Annotated in this window: 20 protein-coding genes; 13 read left to right on the forward strand and 7 right to left on the reverse strand. The window is 68.3% G+C overall.

Annotated features, from left to right (window positions below; genetic code table 11):
* The first annotated feature begins 25 nt into the window (after positions 1-25).
* Complete coding sequence (gene cobO, locus RRU_RS17410; protein ID WP_011391114.1) at positions 26-673, forward strand: cob(I)yrinic acid a,c-diamide adenosyltransferase; 648 nt, start codon at positions 26-28, stop codon at positions 671-673.
* Here the strand turns inward: cobO and RRU_RS17415 are convergent.
* Complete coding sequence (locus RRU_RS17415; protein WP_011391115.1) at positions 670-1,593, reverse strand: transcriptional regulator GcvA; 924 nt, start codon at positions 1,591-1,593, stop codon at positions 670-672. The two genes, cobO and RRU_RS17415, sit on opposite strands and share 4 nt — an antisense overlap.
* A gap of 132 nt (positions 1,594-1,725) precedes the next feature.
* On the opposite strand from RRU_RS17415, the gene RRU_RS17420 reads away from it, so the two are divergent.
* Together RRU_RS17420 and RRU_RS17425 are read left to right on the forward strand one after the other, a co-directional pair.
* Positions 1,726-1,932, forward strand: a complete 207-nt coding sequence (locus RRU_RS17420; RefSeq protein ID WP_011391116.1) for a DUF1127 domain-containing protein — start codon at positions 1,726-1,728, stop codon at positions 1,930-1,932.
* Positions 1,933-2,040: 108 nt separating this feature from the next.
* Complete coding sequence (locus RRU_RS17425; protein ID WP_269147149.1) at positions 2,041-2,964, forward strand: DMT family transporter; 924 nt, start codon at positions 2,041-2,043, stop codon at positions 2,962-2,964.
* A gap of 9 nt (positions 2,965-2,973) precedes the next feature.
* Here the strand turns inward: RRU_RS17425 and RRU_RS17430 are convergent, their stop codons facing one another.
* Positions 2,974-3,951 carry an NADPH:quinone oxidoreductase family protein gene (locus tag RRU_RS17430; protein WP_011391118.1) on the reverse strand — a complete coding sequence of 326 codons (978 nt, stop codon included), beginning with the start codon at positions 3,949-3,951 and terminating at the stop codon, positions 2,974-2,976.
* A 125-nt stretch (positions 3,952-4,076) separates the two neighbouring features.
* Here RRU_RS17430 and RRU_RS17435 point away from each other — a divergent pair, with 125 nt between their 5' ends.
* Positions 4,077-4,688, forward strand: a complete 612-nt coding sequence (locus RRU_RS17435; protein WP_011391119.1) for an RNA methyltransferase — start codon at positions 4,077-4,079, stop codon at positions 4,686-4,688.
* Between the two features lie 169 nt (positions 4,689-4,857).
* On the forward strand, positions 4,858-5,343 hold the full coding sequence (locus RRU_RS17440) for an invasion associated locus B family protein (RefSeq protein ID WP_237703796.1): 486 nt from the start codon (positions 4,858-4,860) through the stop codon (positions 5,341-5,343).
* Between the two features lie 83 nt (positions 5,344-5,426).
* On the opposite strand, the gene RRU_RS17445 is transcribed toward RRU_RS17440, so the two are convergent.
* The 3 genes from RRU_RS17445 to RRU_RS17455 form a co-directional block, all read right to left on the reverse strand.
* Entirely contained in the window at positions 5,427-6,773 is a 1,347-nt protein-coding gene (locus RRU_RS17445) for a sensor domain-containing diguanylate cyclase (RefSeq protein WP_014626582.1), read from the reverse strand.
* Positions 6,774-6,962: 189 nt separating this feature from the next.
* The gene (locus RRU_RS17450) at positions 6,963-7,916 is read right to left on the reverse strand and encodes a glycosyltransferase family 9 protein (protein ID WP_011391122.1); all 954 of its coding nucleotides are present in this window, start codon (positions 7,914-7,916) and stop codon (positions 6,963-6,965) included.
* A 13-nt stretch (positions 7,917-7,929) separates the two neighbouring features.
* Positions 7,930-9,228 carry a glycosyltransferase family 4 protein gene (locus RRU_RS17455; protein WP_011391123.1) on the reverse strand — a complete coding sequence of 433 codons (1,299 nt, stop codon included), beginning with the start codon at positions 9,226-9,228 and terminating at the stop codon, positions 7,930-7,932.
* A 32-nt stretch (positions 9,229-9,260) separates the two neighbouring features.
* On the opposite strand from RRU_RS17455, the gene RRU_RS17460 reads away from it, so the two are divergent.
* Positions 9,261-10,031, forward strand: a complete 771-nt coding sequence (locus RRU_RS17460) for an alpha/beta hydrolase family protein (protein WP_011391124.1) — start codon at positions 9,261-9,263, stop codon at positions 10,029-10,031.
* A gap of 101 nt (positions 10,032-10,132) precedes the next feature.
* On the opposite strand, the gene RRU_RS17465 is transcribed toward RRU_RS17460, so the two are convergent.
* The gene (locus RRU_RS17465; RefSeq protein WP_014626584.1) at positions 10,133-11,053 is read right to left on the reverse strand and encodes an SDR family oxidoreductase; all 921 of its coding nucleotides are present in this window, start codon (positions 11,051-11,053) and stop codon (positions 10,133-10,135) included.
* A 152-nt stretch (positions 11,054-11,205) separates the two neighbouring features.
* On the opposite strand from RRU_RS17465, the gene RRU_RS17470 reads away from it, so the two are divergent.
* The 3 genes from RRU_RS17470 to RRU_RS17480 all read left to right on the forward strand — a co-directional run bounded on the left by RRU_RS17470 (position 11,206) and on the right by RRU_RS17480 (position 14,739).
* A complete protein-coding gene (locus tag RRU_RS17470) occupies positions 11,206-12,060 on the forward strand; it encodes a tetratricopeptide repeat protein (RefSeq protein ID WP_011391126.1) in 855 nt (284 codons plus the stop codon).
* A gap of 208 nt (positions 12,061-12,268) precedes the next feature.
* Entirely contained in the window at positions 12,269-13,252 is a 984-nt protein-coding gene (locus RRU_RS17475) for a lipid-binding SYLF domain-containing protein (RefSeq protein ID WP_011391127.1), read from the forward strand.
* Positions 13,253-13,293: 41 nt separating this feature from the next.
* Positions 13,294-14,739 carry a cobyric acid synthase gene (locus tag RRU_RS17480; RefSeq protein WP_193384995.1) on the forward strand — a complete coding sequence of 482 codons (1,446 nt, stop codon included), beginning with the start codon at positions 13,294-13,296 and terminating at the stop codon, positions 14,737-14,739.
* Positions 14,740-14,757: 18 nt separating this feature from the next.
* On the opposite strand, the gene cbiB is transcribed toward RRU_RS17480, so the two are convergent.
* Complete coding sequence (gene cbiB / locus RRU_RS17485; RefSeq protein ID WP_011391129.1) at positions 14,758-15,768, reverse strand: adenosylcobinamide-phosphate synthase CbiB; 1,011 nt, start codon at positions 15,766-15,768, stop codon at positions 14,758-14,760.
* 158 nt (positions 15,769-15,926) lie between these two features.
* Between cbiB and RRU_RS17490 the strand changes: the two genes are divergently transcribed.
* The 4 genes from RRU_RS17490 to RRU_RS17505 all read left to right on the forward strand — a co-directional run bounded on the left by RRU_RS17490 (position 15,927) and on the right by RRU_RS17505 (position 19,730).
* On the forward strand, positions 15,927-17,321 hold the full coding sequence (locus RRU_RS17490) for a cobalamin biosynthesis protein (RefSeq protein ID WP_011391130.1): 1,395 nt from the start codon (positions 15,927-15,929) through the stop codon (positions 17,319-17,321).
* Complete coding sequence (cobM, locus tag RRU_RS17495) at positions 17,318-18,079, forward strand: precorrin-4 C(11)-methyltransferase (protein ID WP_011391131.1); 762 nt, start codon at positions 17,318-17,320, stop codon at positions 18,077-18,079. Before RRU_RS17490 ends, cobM begins: the two co-directional genes overlap by 4 nt.
* 120 nt (positions 18,080-18,199) lie before the next feature.
* Complete coding sequence (locus RRU_RS17500; protein ID WP_011391132.1) at positions 18,200-18,928, forward strand: OmpA family protein; 729 nt, start codon at positions 18,200-18,202, stop codon at positions 18,926-18,928.
* A gap of 253 nt (positions 18,929-19,181) precedes the next feature.
* The gene (locus RRU_RS17505) at positions 19,182-19,730 is read left to right on the forward strand and encodes a biotin transporter BioY (RefSeq protein WP_011391133.1); all 549 of its coding nucleotides are present in this window, start codon (positions 19,182-19,184) and stop codon (positions 19,728-19,730) included.
* The last annotated feature ends 10 nt before the right edge of the window (positions 19,731-19,740 follow it).

Consider the following 19,740-nt stretch of genomic DNA (forward strand, 5'->3'; position numbering starts at 1 on the left):
CGATCCTTCTCTGGAAAGGCTGCCGATGTCCGACGATCAGATCCCGCTTGCCGACCCGCCCTTCGATGCCGCCGAGAGCGACGATGCCCGCCACCGCGAGCGCATGGCCAAGAAGAAGGTCGTCCGCGACCGCATGCTGGCGAGCAAGGCGACCGCCAAGGGATTGCTGGTCGTTCATACCGGCACCGGCAAGGGCAAATCGACCGCCGCCTTCGGCATGGTCCTGCGCTGCATCGGCCACGGCTTTCCCGTCGCCATCGTCCAGTTCGTCAAAGGCGCCAAGACCACCGCCGAGCGCGATTTTCTGGAAGGCTTCCCCGATCTGGTCACCATCCGCGCCATGGGCGAGGGCTTCACCTGGGAAACCCAGGACCGCGAGCGCGATATCGCCAGCGCCCGCAAGGCCTGGGAGGTCGCCAAGGGCTTCCTCGCCGACCCGACCCTGCATATGGTGGTGCTCGACGAGATCAATATCGTGCTGCGCTATGGCTATCTGGAGGTCGCCGAGGTGATCGACGCCGTCACCGCCCGCCCCGCCGGCCAGCACGCGGTGCTGACCGGGCGCAACGCTCCCGAGGCGCTGATCGAGGCCGCCGATCTGGTGACCGAGATGAAGATGATCAAACACCCCTTCCGCGCCGGCATCGGCCCCCAGCCGGGGGTGGAGTTTTAATCTTCCACGCCGTGGGCGCTGGAACGGGCCTTGGTCCATTTGCTGGCTTCGGCCAGGATCCATTCGCGGAAGGCCCGCACACCGGGGCGGGCGAGGTGGCCGGGGGGGCAGACCAGCCAGTATTTCATCGGGCTGGGCACGCGCAGGGTGAAGGGTTCGACCAGCCGCCCGGCCTTGAGGTCGTCTTCAACCATCACCGTGCGCCCCAGCATCACCCCCTGGCTTTCGATGCAGGCCTGGATGGCCAGGGCCGAATCGAGATAGCCCGGGCCCCGGGCCGGCCGCACGTCGAGGGCTCCGGCGGGGTCGAGCCAGGAGACCCAGGAAATCCCCACGTCCTGGAGCAACAGGTGCTGGCTGAGGTCGGAGGGCTGGCGCAGCGGCCGGATGCCGCGCATCAGCGCCGGGCTGCACACCGGAAACAGTTCCTCTTCCAGCAACAGATCGGCATGGAGATCGTCGCCGACCTCGCGGGTCATGCGGATGGCGACATCGATGCCCTCGGTGGCGAAATTGACCAACTCGCGGGTGGTGTGCAGCCGGACCTCGATATCGGGATTGGCGTTGATGAAGCCGCCCAGGCGCTGGACCAGCCATTTGATGGCGAAGCTCGGCATGGTCGAGATCGTCAGCATGCCGGCACGCGGATCATTGCGCACCAGCGCCGCCGTCGCCTCGGCGATTTCATCAAGGGCCTGACCGATGGCCAGGGCATAGACCTGACCGGCCTCGGTCATCACCACCTGCTTGTTGCGGCGGCGGAAAAGCGCCACGCCCAGCCAATCTTCCAACCCGCGGATCTGATGGCTGACGGCGGCCTGGGTGACCCCCAGATCCTCGGCCGCCTGGGTGAACGACAGCCGTTTGGCCGCCGCGGTGAAGGCGCGCAAGGCGTTGAGCGGCGGCAGATCCCGGGGCATGGCCCACCTTCCTTCAGATTACTTTTTCTCATGCACTATGGGAGAATTACTCGTTTGTCGAGTCAAGGGGAAAAGCGCAGTATCCGGTCAACAAATGGTCCTCGAGACCTTTCCCCCACGAGGAGAGAACACATGTTTGCCCCCAACTCTGCTTATCAGAGTGTCTGGTCCGGATCGCTGTTCAGTCAGGCGGAATGGTGGCTGGTCCGCCAGTTCGACCGCCTTGCCGATCGCCGCGAGCGTCATGAAACCGCCGCCCTGCTTGGCGGCCTCGACGACCGTATGCTGGCCGATATCGGCTATGGCATCGAAGACGATTACCGCACCACGCGCGGCTAAAAAACAGATGGGCGAACGGCTTGGGACAAGCCGCCGTTCGCCCCGACAAGGCCCGTTCTTCGGCTTGGCCCCGGGCCTGTTTCGGTAAGGCGTTCCATTCTGGGCAATCTGCTTCTTTACCTCGCCACCATCCTTATCTGGGGAACCACGTGGCTGGGCATCGTTTTCCAGCTTGGCGTGGTCGATCCGGCGGTGTCGCTGGTCTGGCGATTCGGCTTGGCCTCTCTGATCATGGTTGCCTGGGCGCTGGCGCGCGGGCAGTCCTTGCGCTTTTCCCTGCGCGATCACGCTTGGCTCGCCCTTCAGGGCATCAGCCTGTTTTGCGCCAATTATCTGCTGATCTATACGGCCACCGGCCTGCTGCGAAGCGGACTGGTCGCCGTTGCCTGTTCGACCATCGTGGCGATGAACATCGTGCTCGGCGCGGCGTTCTTCGGCCAGCCGATCCGCCCCCGGGTGGCCGCCGGGGCCGGCCTGGGGCTGGTGGGGATCACCCTGGTCTTCTCGCCGGAATTCTCCCATCTGTCCTTGGGCGACGAAGCCTTGCGCGGCTTTGTCTTCTGCCTGATCGGCACCGCCTTCGCTTCGCTGGGGAATTTGCTTGCGGGCCGCAACCAGCGTACCGGCATCGGCGTGCTCGCCGGCTCCGGCCTGGGCATGGGTTATGGCGCGCTGGCGATGGCGCTGTTCGCCGCGCTCTCGGGCAAGGCCTTCCTCATTGATCTGTCGCTGCCTTACCTGGGGTCGCTGCTCTATCTGGCGGTCTTCGGCTCGGTCATCGCCTTTGGCTGCTATCTGACCCTGCTTGGACGGATCGGCGCCGATCGCGCCTCTTATTGCGCGGTGGTCTATCCGGTGGTCGCCCTGGGGCTGTCGACGGCGTTTGAGGGCTATCGGTGGAGCGCGGCCGGAGCGGCCGGGCTGGCGCTGGTGCTGGCGGGCAATCTGTTGATCCTGCGCCGCCCCGGCGCCGCCGCGCCGGGGGCGGGCTCGCTTACCACAAGCCTATCCCCCCGGGGCGGTGGCCGATAACACCGGCGGTCAATCGGGGATCAGCACGGCCTTGCCGATGATCTTGCGCTCCCGGAGGGCGGCCAGGGCCTCGGCGGCCTGGGACAGCGCGAAGCGCGCCCCGACATGGGGGGTGACCAGCCCGCGATCCCACCACGACACCACGTCTTCCATCGATTCGCGAACCCGCTGCTCGGCGATCTGGCGATAGCCGCCCCAATTGAAGCCGATGACCGTGATGTTCTTGACCAGCAACAGATTGGCCGGGGGCGTCGGAATGGCGCCGCTGGCGAAACCGACCACCAGGATGCGACCGTCGGGCGCCGTGCAGCGCAGCGAGGCGTCGAAGACATCGCCGCCCACCGGATCATAGACGACATCGACGCCGCGCCCACCGGTCAGTTCGCGCACCCGGGCCTTGATGTTCTCGTTCCGATGATCGATGCCGTAATCGGCGCCGTGCTGGCGGGCGATCTCCAGGCGATCGGCGCCGCCGGCGGTGGCGATCACCGTCGCCCCCAAAGCCTTGGCGCATTCCACCGCCGTCAGCCCAACGCCGCCGGCCGCGCCGTGGATCAGGACGATTTCGCCCGGCCGCAGCCGGCAGCGGTCGGTCAGACCGAAATGCGAGGTGCCATAGGCGATGGGAAAGCCGCCGGCGGCCAAAAGGTCCATGCGGTCGGTCAAGGCGTGGACGTCGCGGGCCGGCGCCACCACCTGATCGGCATAGCCGCCCTGATCAAGGATGGCCATCACCCGTTGTCCCGGCCGCAGGTCAAGCACCTCGGGGCCGACCTCCAGGATATCCCCGGCGACCTCGAACCCGGGAATGAACGGCGGACGGGGACGGATCTGATACTGTCCGGCGATGAAAAGCCCATCGGCGAAATTGATCCCGGCGGCGCGAACCCGGATGCGCACGCCATCGGGCGGCAGCGGCGGATCGGGCAGATCCGCCACCCGCAAGACGTCGGGCGGTCCGAAAGCATCGCAGACCATGGCGCGCATCGGCGGTCTCCGTTAAGTAAGGATCGAGAAACGCCCGGACGGGGCTCCCCCTGTCCTTCCATGATGCGGATAACCCGCGCGCGCCGCAACCCGCTGTTCGGCTTCTTCAATCGGGGACTTTAACGATGACCACCGCGCTTCGCGGCTATTTTGGACTTGGCGTCGAAGGGGTAAGCAAGCCCTATAACGTCGGCAATGTCTTTCGCACCGCCCATGCCTTCGGCGCCAGCTTCGTCTTCACCGTCGCGGCCAATTACCGCCAGGAGGAGGGGGCGAAGGTCGACACCTCCGACGCCCTGGCCTCCTTGCCGTTCTATCGCTTCGGCGAGGTCGACGACATGATGCTGCCCAAGGGCTGCAAACTGGTCGGGCTGGAGATCGTGCCCGAGTCGATCGACCTGCCCAGTTTCCGCCATCCGTCCTGCGCCGCCTATGTGCTGGGCGCCGAACGCCACGGCCTGTCGCCGGCGATGCTGGCGCGCTGCGACCATGTGGTTAAAATTCCCATGCGCTTCTCGATCAATCTCGGTATGGCCGGGGCGATCGTTCTTTATGACCGGCTGATCACCGTGGGACGCTTCGCCCCGCGCCCGGTTCGGTCGGGCGGACCGACCGAGGCCCTGGATACCCCGGTGCATGGCGGACCGTTTTTCCGGGCCTCGGGGGCGGCCCATCTGGAGCGCTGGCGGGCGGCGCCGCCGCTGAACGAGGTGGCGGAGGCCCGTGAAAAAGATTAACCACGGGTTGACGCGGGCCCTCTCGCCTGTTTGCATGGCGCCTCAGCCATATCCTGAACATAGTCCTGGCCCAGGCTGCGGGCTCGGTCACGTCCGCGACCTCCCGGACATAACAGTGGAGAACAGGCACGCCATGTTGGCACGCAAAACAGTCCGTCTCGGGCTTCTGATGGGGTTCCTCACCCTTGGCACCACCGCCCCCGCCCTGGCCCAGCAGGTAAACACCCTTGGCACGTCCCAGGATTGGACGGCCTATACGATGACTGAAAACGGCCAGAAAGTGTGCTACGTCGCCTCTCAGCCCAAGAAGGACGAGGGCAATTACACCGCGCGCGGCGATATCTACGCGCTGATCACCCATCGTCCGGCCCGCGGACAATTCGGCGTTGTCACCATTTACGCCGGCTATCCCTATAAATCCGGGTCATCGGTTGATCTGGAAATCGATAAGACCGGGTTCCAGCTTTTCACCGAGGGCGAAACCGCCTGGGCCAGCGACGAGATGGACAAGAAGATCGTCGCGGCGATGAAGCGCGGCACCTCGATGGTGGTCAAGGGCACCTCGTCAAAGGGCACGGCGACGCGCGATACCTATTCCCTGCGTGGCATCACCGCCGCCCTCGGCACCATTGATAAAGCCTGCGGGTCCCGCTAGGCGGTGATAAAGCCTGCGAATCCCGCTAGGCGGTGATAAAGCCTGCGAATCCCGCTAAGCGGCGATAAAGCCAGCGGATCCCGCTAGGCGGCGATCACCCGGTTGCGGCCGGCGGATTTGGCCCGATACAGGGCTTCGTCGGCCGCCTGCAGCAGCGTATCGATGGTGGTGCCGTGGGTCCCCAGTTCGGCCAAGCCGATGCTGACGGTGAATTCAACCTCGCCCGACGGGCAGGGAACCCGCAAGTTGGCCAGGGTCTGGCGCAGACGGTCGGCCAGAAGCATCGCCGAAGCCAGGGCGGTATGGGGCAGGATCAGGGCGAATTCCTCGCCGCCCATCCGTCCCAGGACATCGGAGGCGCGCAGCGCGCCGTGGACGGTGGCGACAAAGGTTTTGAGCGCCTCGTCGCCGGTGGCATGGCCATGCTGGTCGTTGACCCGCTTGAAGTGGTCGATGTCGGCCAGGGCCACGGTCACCGGTTCGCCATGGCGCTGGGCGAGGGCGAGATCGCGCCGCGCCGCCTCCATGAAGGCCCGGCGATTGAGCGCTCCGGTCAAGGGATCGGTGGTGGCCAGTCGGCGCAGCGCCTCTTCCATGCGCTTTTGCTCGGTGATGTCGGTGATGACCGCCACCAGCCCGACGGCTTGGCCGGCGGCGTCGGTCAGCACGGCCTTGTTGTAGATCATCGTCCGCGCCCGGCCCTCGGCATCGGCGAAGACCGCTTCATAGGAAACGTTCCCACCCTTGGCCATAAGCTCCGCGTCGAGCCGTTCGGTGCGGCTGGAGAAGGCCGCGTCGGTTAGATCGGCAACCGTCAGGCCGAACATGTCGGTGCGATGGTCGCGGCCGTGAAGGGCGGCGAAAGCGGCGTTGCAGCCGCGAATCCTGCCCTCGAGGTCCTGGTGGAAAAACGGATTGGGAATGGTGGCGATCAGCGTCTGCAAGAAGCGCCGGCCCTCGTCGGCGTCCAGGCGCGCTGTTTCAAGCTGTTCGCGTTCGGCGTTCAGATCCTCGGCCAGGGCCACCAGCTCAACGGCCTGATTTTCCAATTGCGCCCGGTTGAACTCCAACTCGCTTTCGTGGGTTACCCGCTCGGTGGCGTCCACAACGGCGATCTGCACCACGTCGCGCTCCGCCCAACGGCCAAGGGCGGCGCTGAAATCAAGCCACAGGGTGGCGTTGTCGGCGCGCACCACCTCAAGGCGCTGCGAAGCGCGCTGGCTTTGATGGGAGAACAGCCGATGGGTCATGTCGAGCAGGACTTGGCGGTTGTCCTCGGGCAGGAAGCGTTCCAGCCCCGCCGGCCGCAGCAAGGTGTCGGCGTCGGGCAGGCCAAGCAGGCGCAGGAATTCACGATTGGCATAGAGCGGGCGCAGCGTCGAATCGACGATCAGCACGCCATTGAGCAGGCGATCGATCAGCTCGCCCATGGCATCGGCAGCCCTGGTTCGCCTGACCCCCGGCCAAGGACGGTTCGCGCCGCGCAGCCGTTTGTGTCCTCCCCGGACCCCCTCGCTCACTCTTCCCACCGTCCCGTTGCGACTCCGTACCAGTCGCCTCATAACATGGCGCTCCCCGGCCGTCATCCCGGGGCGTGGACTTCCCACCGAGGTCTTTCTCTAAAGCAGCCTTTGGTCGATGGTTTCCCAGACTTGATCCACCGGAAGCCGGGCCAGATCATCGCGGCGCAGCACGGTGACGGCGCGGCCGCGCGGGGCGCAGAGCGCCGGATCCGACGAGTCGGAAAACAGCACGACCGAGGGGCAGCCGGCGGCGGCCAGCAGATGCATCGGGCCGGTATCATTGCCCACGGCGCAGACCGCCCGCCGTCCGAGACCGGCGATATCAAGCAAGCTGGTGCGGTTGAGAAGATCGATCGCCAAGGGGCATGATTGGCGGATTTGCGCCGCTTCGGCCGCTTCCGCCGCCGTGCCGAGAAGAACCGGCGTGACCCCGGAGGCCGCCAGGCGCCCGGCCAGGGCGCCAAAGGACGCCGCCGGCCAGCGCTTGCGCGGCCGATGGGGGGCGCCACCGGGAACCAGCAGGGCAAAACGGTCGGGAAGGGCGTCAAGAAGCGCCCGATCAGGCGACGGCACCCAGGAAAGATCGGGCGGAAGCAGGGGATCTGGCGGGGTGATCCCGGCCATATCCAATTGCTCGGCCTGACGCTCCAGGGTGTGCATCGAGTCGCGGTGGGGATTGGCATGGGGGTGGGAACAGCCTGGGGCGATTCCCGACCATTGCGGCCCCCCATCCCACCGGCGCATCAGCCGGAAATAAAAGGCGCTGCGATCGGCCGTCTGCAAATCATAGACCCGGTCGAAGCGCGGGGCGCGCAGGCGGCGCGCCAAGCGCAGAACGGCCAAGGGATTGGTCAGCTTCGGCCGCTCGTCGATCATCACCTCGTCGAAATAGGGGCAGGCCTCGGCCAGCGACCGGTAGGGCGCGGTGGTCAGCACGGTGAGGGTATCACCGGCATGGGCGCGCCGGATCATGGCGCAGGCGGCCAGGGCCTGGACGAAATCGCCCAGGGCCGAAAGCTTGATGATCAGGATGGCGCGCCGGGCGCTCATCGCCAAAAGAGCGTCATGCCCCCTCCCACCGATCATCGACTCCGGCGCCCTCGGCTTGGCCTTCCGTCACCGCTCGCAGGGGCGGCGGATCGAGCGGCGGCAGATCGAACAGCAATTCCCCATAGACCGCCAGGGTGCGTTCGGTCATCGACTGCTTGGAAAAACAGCGGCGAACGTGATCGATGGCGGCTTCGGCCACCGATTGCCGACTGGCCTCGTCCATCGACAGCGCCTGATCCAGGGCCTCGGCCAGGGCCTCGGCATCGCCCGGCGGCACCAGCCAGCCGGTGGCCCCGGTCTTTAGGATCTCGGGGGCGGCGCCATGGGCGGGGGCGATCACCGGCCGGCCCATCGCCTGCCCCTCGGCCACCACCCGGCCGAAGGCTTCGGGGTCGGTCGAGGCCGAGACCACGACATCGGTGACCATATAGGCCGCCGCCATGTCGTCGCAGTCGTCGACGATATGCACCTGATCGGCGACGCCGCGCTTGCGGGCCAGGGCGATCAGCGAATCGCGATAGCCCACGCGCCCCTGATCCGAACCGACCAGCAAACAGCGCACATCGCGGCGCTTCAGGCGGGCCAGGGCCTCGATCAGCACCGACTGGCCCTTCCAGCGGGTCAAGCGACCGGGCAGCATCACCACCGGGGCGCCATCGGCCAGCCGCCAGCGCGTACACAGGCGGATCATCCGTTCGGCGCTGACCCGGTCGGGATTGAAGACATCGATATCGATGCCGCGATGGACGACGCGGATCAGGCTGTCGTCCATCTCATAGGTGGCGCGGATGTGATCGGCGATGAAATGGGAAATGGCGATCACCCGGTCGCCCTGGGTCATGACCTTGTTATAGGCCAGTTTGGCGCCGAAGGGGCCGGGGGTATAGGTGCCATGGAAGGTGGTGACGAAGGGCACCCCCGCCCGCCGCGCCGCCCACAGGGCGCTCCACGCCGGGGCGCGCGAGCGTGCATGGACCAGCCACACCCCTTCGCGCTCGATCAGCTTGGTCAGGGTGCGGGCGTTGCGCCGGATCGCCAAGGGGTTCTTGGTCTTGAGCGGCAAGGTGATGTGATCGGCGCCGACACGTTCAAGTTCGCGCACCATCGGCCCGCCGGCCGAGGCGACCACCGCCCGCCAGCCGGCGGCGACCAGGGCGGCGGCCATATCCACCGTGCCGCGCTCCACCCCCCCCGTCACCAGTTCGGGAAGGACTTGAAGCACGGTCGGAATACCGGTGCGACGCCAATCCGCGGCGCCCTCCGAGGTCCCCGGTTGGTCGGGGCGCCCGAGGCTGTTACTTTGAGTGAGCACTGTTATTTCGGAACCTGTCAGGGAAAAAGGCCATGTCCACCGATCTGGCGGAACGCGCGCCCAGCATACTCACGGACTTAGATGGCGCAACCATCGCCTATCACCGCACGCCCGGCAAGAGCCCCGGGGTGGTTTTCATTCACGGGTTCATGTCGAATATGGACGGCGGCAAGGCGCTTTTCGTTGAAAACTGGTGCCGCAACCATGGCCGCGCCTTCCTCCGCTTCGATCAGACCGGCCACGGGCTATCGTCGGGCGCCTTCGAAGAGGGTTCGATCGGCCGCTGGGCCGCCGATACCATCGCCGTGCTCGATGCCCTGACCAGCGGCCCCCAGGTGCTGATCGGCTCGTCGATGGGCGGCTGGCTGATGTTGTTGGCCGCCCTCGCCCGCCCCGACAGGGTGGCCGGGTTGATCGGCTTGGCCGCCGCCCCCGATTTCACCGAAGACCTCATCTGGGATCAAGCCTCGCCCGAGATCCGCGAGACCCTGCTGCGCGAGGGCCGCGTGGAAGAGGCCGGCAGCGGCGACGAGGGGCCGACGGTGTTCACCAAGCTGCTGATCGAGGATGGCCGGCGCCACCTGCTGCTGCGCGCTCCCCTGGCCATCGAGTGCCCGGTGCGGCTGATCCACGGCCTGGGCGATCAAAGCGTGCCCTGGGAAACCGCGCTGCGCCTGCAAAAAGCCCTGCGGGCGAGCGATGTGAGCGTCACCCTGGTCAAGGACGGCGAGCACCGGCTGTCACGCCCCCAGGACCTGGACCGCCTTGGCCGGACCCTGGAGGCGCTGCTCGCCCAGCTTTAGCCGTCGGCATACGTGAAATCTGATCCCCGCGCACCGCTCTAAGAGCTTGATAGTCAAGAAAATCGTCGTCGCGATCTGGTCCAGATCGCTCGGGATTTTCTTTAGCAGTCCGAGGCTTCCTTATAGACCGGCGGGCCTTCGGCAACCCGGCCGGTCTCTTCGGCCAGGATGGCTTCAAGCCCCTGGCGGAAGGTCGGGTAGAGCAGGCGCAGGCGCAGATCGTCCCACAGACGTTCGTTGGACACCTTGCGATTGTCGGCCCAGAACGACAGGGCCATCGGCGACAGGCCGGGCGCCACCTCGTCAAAGCTTTGGGCCGGCGGCGGATCGATGCCGAGCAGGGCGCAGGCGTGGTCCATCACCTCGGAGGGTTCAGCCGGTTCGTCATCGACCAGATTATAGATGGCGCCGGGGTCGGGATCTGCCATGCTGGCCCGGGTGATCAGCCCGATATCATCGACATGGATGCGCGAAAAGGCGTGGCCGGGCCGGATAATGCGCTTGGCGGTGCCCGCTCGCAGCTGATCGAAAACGCTGCGGCCGGGGCCATAGATGCCGGCCAGCCGCAACAGGTGAACGGGCAGATCCTCGTCGCGCCACAGATCAAGCCAGTCTTCCTCGGCGGCGACCCGGCGCTTGGAGCGCTCCTGGGTCGGTCGCACCGGCTTGCCCTCGTCAACCCAGGCGCCACCGGTATCGCCGTAAACGCCGGTGGTTGAGAAATACCCCAGCCATTCCGGCCGCAGGGCCAGAAGATCGGCGCGGTGCAAGGCGAGAACCGGATCGCCGTCGGGCCCCGGCGGGATGGAGACCAGCACATGGGTGACCCCGGTCCAGGCCTCGGCCGGCAGCGGCGTGGTCTCGTCGAAGACGAAGGCGGTGATCCCCTGGGCGCTCAACGCTTGGCGCTTCTCCTCGGACCGGCAGGTGCCGCTGACCCGCCAGCCATCGCGCAACAGGCCGCGGGCCAACCGCAAGGCGGAATAGCCCAGCCCGAAACACAGCAAATGTCCCCTGAACATAACCATGACGTCCCCCAAACCCCCTTGTGCCGCCTGCCGAAGCAAAGTCTCTGCCAAGACCTCTGCGATAACCCCTCTTGCGCGGGGGGCTTCGGCGGGCGACTTTAGCGGTTCGAGGTTGCCGCCGACAACCGCCATGAAAGTCGTCCGCAATGTTTCATTTTTCCCTGTCCCCCCGACGCACCGGCCGGGGGGCGCGACCCCGGGCCCGCCTTGGGGCGATGCTGGCGCTGGCCTTTCTCGCCGGAGGGCTGACCGCCGGGCCGGGGAACGCCGCCGAGGGGGCCGGGGCGACGGCCGAGCGCCAATATTGCGCCTGCATGGCCTTGGCGCGCTCGCGCCCCGATCAGGCTTTTGAAAAGGCCGGGCAATGGAAGGCCCTGGGCGGCGGCGTGCCGGCCCGCCACTGCGAGGCGGTCGCCCTGCTCGGCCTCAAGGAATATGGCGAGGCGGCGCGGCGGCTCGAAGCCCTGGCCGAGGATGTCAAACTGGCGCGGGGCCTGCGCGTCGATCTGCTGACCCAGGCCGGTCAGGCTTGGCTGGCGGTCGGCGATCTGTCGCGGGCCTATGCCAATCAGACCACGGCGCTTCAGCTTGCCGGGGCACGCGCCCAATCGGGGGCGCCGGCGCTGTCCTCGGTTCTGCCCGATCTCTATATCGACCGCGCCGTCACTCTGGCCCAGGCCGGGCGCGATGACGAGGCGACCACCGATCTGACCAAGGCGCTGGCCCTTCAGCCCGCTTCGGTGACGGCTTTGGTTCTGCGCGCCAGCGCCCAGCGCCGCCAGGGGCGGCTGACCGCCGCCCGCGCCGATGCCGAGGCGGCGGTGAAGCGCGCCCCCAATGACGCCGAAGCGCGGCTGGAGCGCGGCGACGTTCGCCTTGCCCTCGGCGATCGTGACGGCGCGCGCGCCGACTGGTTGAAGGTGCTAGAACTCGCCCCGCGCGAGGGGGCGGCCGATGCCGCCCGCGCCCGCATCGAGACCCTTGACCTCAAGGTTCGCTGATCCCTGCGGCCCGATATCGTCGTCGCCATGATGCCGCCACGACCGCCGGCCATAGACTTATGGACCTTCCCTCGGGCTTTTCCTTTTGCCCAGGGCTTTCCCTCGGACTTTTCGTTTTGCCAAGGGCTTTCCCTCGGCCGGGCCGCCATGCGATGGTCTGACCCTCCCCGCACCCGCTCCACCCCGTCCTTAAAATCCTGGAGGCTCCATGCCGCGCTCGTTCCCTTCCGTCTCTCCGGCGCTCCGGCGACCGGTCGCTTGTCTTGCGGCGGCAGGGTTTCTCGCCTGCGCCCCGATCGCCCCGCTGTTCGCCCAAAGCGGCTCCCCGCAATCGTTGAGCGCCCCGGCCTATGGCCAGGAATTCCAGACCCCCCAGGGCGGCACCTATGCCACGCCGACCACCCCGTCTTATAACGCCCCGACGGGCACGCCGTCCTATGCCGCTCCGCCGGGCGGGATGGCCCAGCCGATCGAAGACATGCCGGTGCGCGAGATCGGCACCCCGGCGGTCAATACGCCGCCGCCCGAAGGGCCGGCGCCGGTAACCGATCAGACGCGGATGGTGGCGCCCGACGCCTCGGAATCGGCCGCTGACGCCCGGGCGACCATTCTGTCGGCCGAAGCCACCCTGACGCGGATGACCTCGACCACCGGTTTCAAGGACCAGCTTAAAACCCTGATCAGGCGCTCGCGCGCCGTGCTGATCATTCCCAGCTTCTATAAGGCCGGTTTTCTCGTCGGCGGCGCCTATGGCCATGGCGTGCTGCTGGTGCGCTCCAGCGACGGCAGCTTCTCCGACCCGGCCTTCTATCGCCTGACCGCCGGATCCTTCGGTTTCCAGTTCGGCGTGCAGGATAATCAGGTGGTGATGGCGATCATGACCGAGGCCGGCCTCAAGGCGGTGATGGAAGACCAGTTCAAGGGCGGCGCCACCGCCAGCGTCAGCTTCTTCATGGTCGGGGCGGGGGCCGAGGCCTCGACCACCACCGATGTCGGCGAGGATATCTACGCCTTCTCGCAGTCGGTCGGGCTGTTCGGCGGCGCCGGGCTGGAAGGCACCAAGATCGAGCCGCGCCAAAGCTGGAACATGGCCGTTTATGGGGCGGGAACCACCGTGCGCAACGTTCTGTTCGACCGCCGCGTCTCCACGCCGCTGGCGGCCAATCTGAAGCACCTGCTCGCCAAACAGTGAGCGCGACCGGCCCTTCCCCGCATCATCGCGCCCGTGCCCTGATGATCCAGGGCACGGGGTCCGATGTCGGCAAGTCGTTGCTGGTCTCCGGTCTGGCCCGCGCCCTGACCCGGCGCGGTCTGCGGGTGGCGCCCTTCAAGGCGCAGAACATGAGCAACAACGCCGCCGTCACCGCCGATGGCGGCGAGATCGGCCGCGCCCAGGCCTTGCAGGCGCGGGCTTGCGGGCTGGTCCCCAGCGTCGATATGAACCCGGTGCTGCTCAAGCCACAAAGCGAGACCGGCAGCCAGTTGATTGTTCAGGGGCGGGTGGCCGGAACGGTGATGGCCGGGCGATACCGGGCGATGACCGCCACGCTGATGCCCACGGTGCTGGAAAGCTTCGCCCGCCTACGCGCGGCGGCCGATATCGTCCTGGTCGAAGGGGCGGGCAGCCCCGCCGAGGTCAATCTGCGGGCCGGCGATATCGCCAATATGGGATTCGCCGAGGCCGCCGATGTGCCGGTGGTCATCGTGGGCGATATCGATCGCGGCGGGGTGATCGCCGCCCTTGTCGGCACCCATGTGCTGCTGCCCGAGGCCGAGCGGCGGCGGATCGCCGGCTTCCTTATCAACAAGTTTCGCGGCGATGTCGGGCTGTTCGAACCGGCCCTGGCGGTGATCGAGGGCCATACGGGCTGGGCGCCGCTGGGGGTGATCCCCTGGTTCCCGCGCGCCAGCGCCCTGCCGGCCGAGGATGCCCAATCGCTGGAGTCGCGGCCGGCGGCGGCGGCAAGGGCCGGGGACGGACGGCTGCGCATCGTCGTGCCCCGGCTGTCGCGCATCGCCAATTTCGATGATTTCGATCCGCTGATCGCCGAGCCCGATGTCGATCTGCGCTTCATCGGCGCCGGCGAGGCCCTACCCGGCGATGCCGATCTGGTGATCCTGCCCGGCTCGAAGGCCACCCTTGCCGATCTCGCCTTCCTGCGCGCCCAGGGTTGGGACGGCGATCTGCTGGGCCATCACCGGCGCGGCGGGCGCATCCTCGGCCTTTGCGCCGGCTATCAAATGCTGGGCCGGCGGGTGGCCGATCCGCAAGGGGTGGAAGGCCCCGCCGAGGAGCGCCCCGGCCTTGGCTTCCTGGATGTCGACACCGTGATGGGCGGGGAAAAGACGCTGACGGCGGTGCGTTTCCGCGATCACCTGTGGGGGGCCGAGGGCTGGGGCTATGAAATGCATGTCGGGCGAACGCAAGGACCCGATACGCGTACCCCCTGGCTGCACGACGGCAGCGCCCGCTCGGCCGATGGCCGCGTCCTGGGCGCCTATGTCCACGGCCTGTTCGCCAGCGACGCCTTCCGCCGGGCCTTCCTGGGCTGGCTGCGCCCCGGCCGAACCGCCGGCATCGCCTATGACGACACGGTCGAGGCGACCCTCGACGCCCTGGCCGATCACCTGGAACGCCATGTCGCCCTCGACCGCCTGCTCGCCCTGGCCGCGCCCTGAACGGGCTTGAAAAGCAGGTCAGCGCAAGACGGCGAGGGCGATGGCCAGCAGGGCGATCAGCGCGCCTTCGATCAGGCAGGCGCTCCGAAACAGCGCCAGACCGCGACGGATGTCCTTGGGCGTCACCCCCGCCCGGCCGTCGCCGACATAGGGTTCGTCGCGCGGCGCCTCGCCCTTATAAACGCGCGGTCCCGACAGCCGCAGGCCAAGGGCCCCGGCCATCGCCCCTTCCGGCCAGCCGGCATTGGGCGAGCGGTGCTTGCCGGCATCGCGTAGCATGACGACAAAGGCGGCGCGCGCGTCGGCCCAGGGCTTGGTCAGGGCGGCGGCGATCAGCAGCAGGCCCGACAGCCGCGCCGGGATCAGATTGACGCCATCGTCCAGCCGCGCCGCCGCCCAGCCGAAGGCGCGCAGCCGCGGGGTGCGGTGGCCGATCATGCTGTCCATGGTGTTGATCATCTTATAGGCGAGCAGGCCGGGCAGGCCGAAGAGCACGAACCAGAAGACCGGGGCGACCACGCCATCGGAGAAATTCTCGGCCAAACTTTCCAGCGCCCCGCGCCCGACGCCGGCATGATCAAGCAAGGCCGGATCGCGGCCGACGATATGGGAGACCGCCTCGCGGCCGGCGTCGATGCCCCCCGTCTCCAACCCGTCGGCGACGGCGGCCACGTGATCGTGGAGTTCGCGCTGGGCGAGCAGGGCGACGGCCAGGAGCAGTTCCAGAACCCAGCCGACCGCCAGAACGCTGGCCAGGGCCTGCAAGGCGACGCCCAGGCCGATCGCCGCGCCGACGAGAACGATCACGGTGAAGACGCCCCGGCGCTTGCGGGTGGCGTCGTCGCGCTCGGCGCGGTTCAGGCGTTGTTCCAGGGCGTCGATCGCCCCGCCCATCACCACCACCGGGTGGGGGATCAGGCGAAACAACGGCCCCATTCCCCCCAGATAGGCGTCAAACACCAGGGCGAGCAGGACCAAAACAAGCGGATCGGTAAGGCCCATGGGGGCGACGGAGAACAGGCTGACCATGGTGCGATCCTGCCCCGGCGCCTCCCTGCGGGCAAGGGCCGTTTCGCCCTACGGCCCAAGGCCGACCTTAAGATTTGCCCCGGCTTGGCGGCAGCCCTTATAGTCGGGCCTTTTCCCCCCCTTTTTTACGGGCCCGGATGGGCGGAGACGAAGGGATCATGCGCGTGGGCGACGAGTCGTCCTTACCCCCGGCCCCTCCCGCGACCCCTCCCCTGGGCCGCCTGTTCGACGCCGTTCTCGTCGTCGACTGGAGCGCGGCGGCCCAGCCTCGCCAGGGGGCCAACAGCCTGTGGATCCACGGCCTGGACGGCGACGACGGGTCTTTCACCGCCAATCCGCCAACCCGCGAGGCGGCGATGGCGCTGCTTGCCGACCGCTTGTCGGACCGGCTGGCGCGCGGCCGGCGGGTGTTGCTTGGCGTGGATTTCGCGTTTGGCTATCCGGCCGGAACCGCCCCCCGGCTGGTCCCGGGCGACCCGGACTGGCGCGGCGTGTGGAAGCTGCTGGCGGCGCGTATCCGCGATGGCGCCGATAACGCCAACAACCGCTTTGCCGTCGCCGAAGGGCTGAACGCCCTGCTCGACGGTAACGGTCCGTTCTGGGCCGGCCCCCGGGGCTGGCCGGGTGCGGGACTGCCGGCGCGCCGTCCGGTCCCCCCGCCCGGCGGGCTGGCCGCCCTGCGGCTGACCGAGCGCCGGACCTCCGGGCCGCACTCGGTATGGAAGCTTTGCGCCCCGGGCAGCGTCGGCGGCCAGACCCTGGTCGGCCTTCCCCGGCTGTGGCGTTTGCGCAACCACCCCTGGCTGGCCGGGTCCTTACGCATCTGGCCCTTTGAAACCGGCCTTCGCCTCCCCGACCCTTCGGCCCGCGTCGTCGTGGCCGAAGTCTATCCCTCGCTGGTCGCCCGCCGGGCGGCCGAGGGCGAGGTGGTCGATGAAACCCAGGTCAAGGCCCTGGCCCGCCGCCTGTGGGATCTGGATGGCGCCGGGCGTCTGGCGCCGCTGTTTTGCGGTCCGGCCGATCTGTCGGCCGGCGACCGCCAGCTTGTGGAACGCGAAGAAGGTTGGATCCTTGGCATCGAGACCGGCCTTGCGCCGGGCGATCCCTTCGCCCGCCCGGTCCCCCGGGTGCTGACCCTGGGGGTGGGCTGTGAAAGCGGTTGCCCGGCCGAGGAACTGGAAGATCTGGTGTGGACGACGCTGGGCGCCCATGGCCTGTCGGCCGAGGCGTTGTCGTGTGTCGCCACCCTGGACCGCAAGGCCGGAGCGCCCGCGGTGCGGGCTTTGGCGCGCCGCCTGGATCGGCCGCTGCGGCTGTTCCCGGCCCAGGTGCTGGAGCGCGAGACCCCCCGCCTCGCCTCGCCCTCGCCGGCCGTGTTCCGGGCCGTCGGCTGTCATGGCGTCGCCGAGGCGGCGGCCCTGGCGGCGGCGGGCGAGTCCGCCATTCTGATCGTCGCCAAAACCCGCTCCCAGCGCGCCACCTGCGCGTTGGCCCGCACGCCGCTCGACGCCCCGTCTTTTTCGGGGACGCCCGCCAAGGAGATGACCCCATGACCGTCCATTTCATCGGCGCCGGTCCCGGCGCCCCCGATCTGATCACCCTGCGCGGGCTGAGGCTGATCCAGTCCTGCCCCGTGGTGCTGTTCGCCGGTAGCTTGATCCCGCGCGAGGTGGTGGCCGAGGCCGGGGCGGAGGCGCGGGTGATCGATTCCTCGGCCCTACATCTTGATGAGATCATCGCGGTGATGGCCGAGGCCACGGCGCGCGGCGAGGATATCGCCCGCCTGCATTCGGGCGATCCCAGCCTGTATGGGGCGATCGCCGAGCAGATCCGCCGCTTGCGCGGCCTGGGGATCGCCTATGACATCTGCCCGGGCGTGCCGTCCTATGCGGCGGCGGCGGCGGCCCTTGGCAATGAGCTGACCCTGCCCGAGGTCTGCCAGACGGTGATCCTCACCCGTACCTCGGTCCGCGCCTCGCCGATGCCCGCCGGCGAGGATCTGGAAAGCCTGGGGCGGAGCGGCGCCCTGCTCGCCATCCATCTATCGATCGCCAATCTGGCCGAGGTCGAAGCCAAACTGACCCCGCTTTATGGCGCCGATTGCCCGGTGGCGGTGGTCTATCGGGCAAGCTGGCCCGATCAGACGGTGGTACGCGGCACCCTGGCCGATATCGCCGGCAAGATCGCTGGCGTCGGCATCACCCGCACCGCGCTGATCCTGGTTGGGCGCGGCCTGGGCAGCGAGGATTTCGCCAATAGCCGACTGTATGCCGCCGACTGCGGCCACGCCTTTCGGTCGGCCTCGGCCTGATCGATGCGCTACCGCCCTTTGGCGCTCTGGATCCGCGACGCCCGGCGCTCCAGTTAGGCGGCGGGGTGAGGTCGGCGGCCAAGGGGCTTGGCCGTCTGGTTTCGCGGGAGCGTGAGGTCGATGAAGGGCAATTCGCTGTGGACGATTCTGGCCGGCGCCTGGTTGGCTGGCGGCGGCATCGCCTCCCTTGGCTTCGGTCCCGACAGGCTTCATCCGACCGCCTTGACCGGCGACGGCGGCGAGGTGCGGCTGCGCTATGCCGTGGTCGAAACCGGAAAACCCGGCACGGCGCTGTTTGACGCCTATGGCGCGGCCTTGCGGCGGGCCGGATTCGAGATTTCGCCCACTCATCAGGCGCCCCCCCGCCTGCGCGCCCATCTTGACGGCCCCGATGGCCCCTTGCGGGCGGTGCTGACCCTTACCCAAGACTCCGAAAGCGCCGGAACACCCCTTCATGTCTCGCTGACGGCGGCGCCGACCGATGCCGTGACGGTGGGGGGCACGGTCACCCCACCCTCGCCGCGCCCCAGTCTTCATTTCGCCAGCGATCAGGCCGATCTTGACGACGACGCCGGCCCTTTGCTGGCCGAGGCGGCCCGCGTGCTGAAACAAGATCCCCGGCTGTCGCTGATGGTGATGGGCCATACGGACGACCGCCACGCCCTGGATGAGGCCCTCGACCTGTCGGCGCGGCGGGCCGAGGCGGTGGTCGCCGCCCTGGTCGAGGACCACGGTGTCGAGCGCGGGCGCCTTGTCCCCCGGGGGGCCGGTTGGCTGGCGCCCGTGGCGTCGAACCGCACCCAGGCCGGGCGGGCCCTCAACCGCCGGGTCGATCTGGCCGAGATATGAGACCGCCCGTTTGCGCGGCCTGGACGCGGCACGCGTCGGTTCGGTCTGGACGCGGCACGCGTCGGTTCGGTCTGGACGCGGCACGCGTCGGTTCGGTCTGGACGCGGCACGCGTCGGTTCGGTCTGGACGCGGCACGCGTCGGTTCGGTCTGGACGCGGCACGCGTTGCTCCGGTCTGGACGCGGCACACCTCGACGGACCATGATGCCGGGCGCCGCTTTTCTTTTTCCTGCCGCCGCCGGAGAGTGAGACCATGACCCTGACGACCCGCGATCTCGTGCTGATGGGCCTGTTCGCCGCCGTGATGGCGGCCCTTGGCCTGCTGCCGCAATTCGTTTTGCCGCTTGGCGTGCCGGTCACCGCCCAATCGATGGGGGTGATGCTGGCCGGGGCGATCCTTGGCGCCCGCCGGGGTTTCGGGGCAATGGCCATCTTTGTCGCCCTGGTAGCCCTTGGCCTGCCGCTGCTCGCCGGGGGCCGGGGCGGGCTTGGCGTTTTCGCCGGGCCGAGCGGCGGCTTCGTCATCGGCTTTCCGATCGCCGCCTGGGCGGTGGGCCTGCTGGTCGGCCTGTTCCGCCGTCCGACCTCGGTGCCGCTGACCATCCTCGCCTGCGTTTTGGGGGGCGTCGGCGTGCTCTACGCCGTGGGCATCCCCTATTGGGTGGCGGTCACCGGCAATTCCCTGTCGGCGGTCCTGGCGATCGCCGTGAACTTCCTGCCCGGTGACGCGATCAAGGCCGTTGTCGCCGGTCTGGTGGCGGTGACCGTGCGTCGGGGCTATCCGGCGCTGTCGTCGCGCTGACCCCCCTCCT

It is taken from the genome of Rhodospirillum rubrum ATCC 11170 (assembly GCF_000013085.1).
GTDB classification, from domain to species: domain Bacteria; phylum Pseudomonadota; class Alphaproteobacteria; order Rhodospirillales; family Rhodospirillaceae; genus Rhodospirillum; species Rhodospirillum rubrum.

What these genes read in the sequence shown, in the direction of transcription:
- cobO (WP_011391114.1), top strand. Translation starts at nt 26, where the DNA reads ATGTCCGACGATCAGATCCCGCTTGCCGACCCGCCCTTCGATGCCGCC.
- RRU_RS17415 (WP_011391115.1), bottom strand. Translation starts at nt 1,593, where the DNA reads ATGCCCCGGGATCTGCCGCCGCTCAACGCCTTGCGCGCCTTCACCGCG.
- RRU_RS17420 (WP_011391116.1), top strand. Translation starts at nt 1,726, where the DNA reads ATGTTTGCCCCCAACTCTGCTTATCAGAGTGTCTGGTCCGGATCGCTG.
- RRU_RS17430 (WP_011391118.1), bottom strand. Translation starts at nt 3,951, where the DNA reads ATGCGCGCCATGGTCTGCGATGCTTTCGGACCGCCCGACGTCTTGCGG.
- RRU_RS17435 (WP_011391119.1), top strand. Translation starts at nt 4,077, where the DNA reads ATGACCACCGCGCTTCGCGGCTATTTTGGACTTGGCGTCGAAGGGGTA.
- RRU_RS17440 (WP_237703796.1), top strand. Translation starts at nt 4,858, where the DNA reads ATGGGGTTCCTCACCCTTGGCACCACCGCCCCCGCCCTGGCCCAGCAG.
- RRU_RS17445 (WP_014626582.1), bottom strand. Translation starts at nt 6,773, where the DNA reads ATGGGCGAGCTGATCGATCGCCTGCTCAATGGCGTGCTGATCGTCGAT.
- RRU_RS17450 (WP_011391122.1), bottom strand. Translation starts at nt 7,916, where the DNA reads ATGAGCGCCCGGCGCGCCATCCTGATCATCAAGCTTTCGGCCCTGGGC.
- RRU_RS17460 (WP_011391124.1), top strand. Translation starts at nt 9,261, where the DNA reads ATGTCCACCGATCTGGCGGAACGCGCGCCCAGCATACTCACGGACTTA.
- RRU_RS17465 (WP_014626584.1), bottom strand. Translation starts at nt 11,053, where the DNA reads ATGTTCAGGGGACATTTGCTGTGTTTCGGGCTGGGCTATTCCGCCTTG.
- RRU_RS17470 (WP_011391126.1), top strand. Translation starts at nt 11,206, where the DNA reads ATGTTTCATTTTTCCCTGTCCCCCCGACGCACCGGCCGGGGGGCGCGA.
- RRU_RS17475 (WP_011391127.1), top strand. Translation starts at nt 12,269, where the DNA reads ATGCCGCGCTCGTTCCCTTCCGTCTCTCCGGCGCTCCGGCGACCGGTC.
- RRU_RS17480 (WP_193384995.1), top strand. Translation starts at nt 13,294, where the DNA reads ATGATCCAGGGCACGGGGTCCGATGTCGGCAAGTCGTTGCTGGTCTCC.
- cbiB (WP_011391129.1), bottom strand. Translation starts at nt 15,768, where the DNA reads ATGGTCAGCCTGTTCTCCGTCGCCCCCATGGGCCTTACCGATCCGCTT.
- RRU_RS17490 (WP_011391130.1), top strand. Translation starts at nt 15,927, where the DNA reads ATGCGCGTGGGCGACGAGTCGTCCTTACCCCCGGCCCCTCCCGCGACC.
- cobM (WP_011391131.1), top strand. Translation starts at nt 17,318, where the DNA reads ATGACCGTCCATTTCATCGGCGCCGGTCCCGGCGCCCCCGATCTGATC.
- RRU_RS17500 (WP_011391132.1), top strand. Translation starts at nt 18,200, where the DNA reads ATGAAGGGCAATTCGCTGTGGACGATTCTGGCCGGCGCCTGGTTGGCT.
- RRU_RS17505 (WP_011391133.1), top strand. Translation starts at nt 19,182, where the DNA reads ATGACCCTGACGACCCGCGATCTCGTGCTGATGGGCCTGTTCGCCGCC.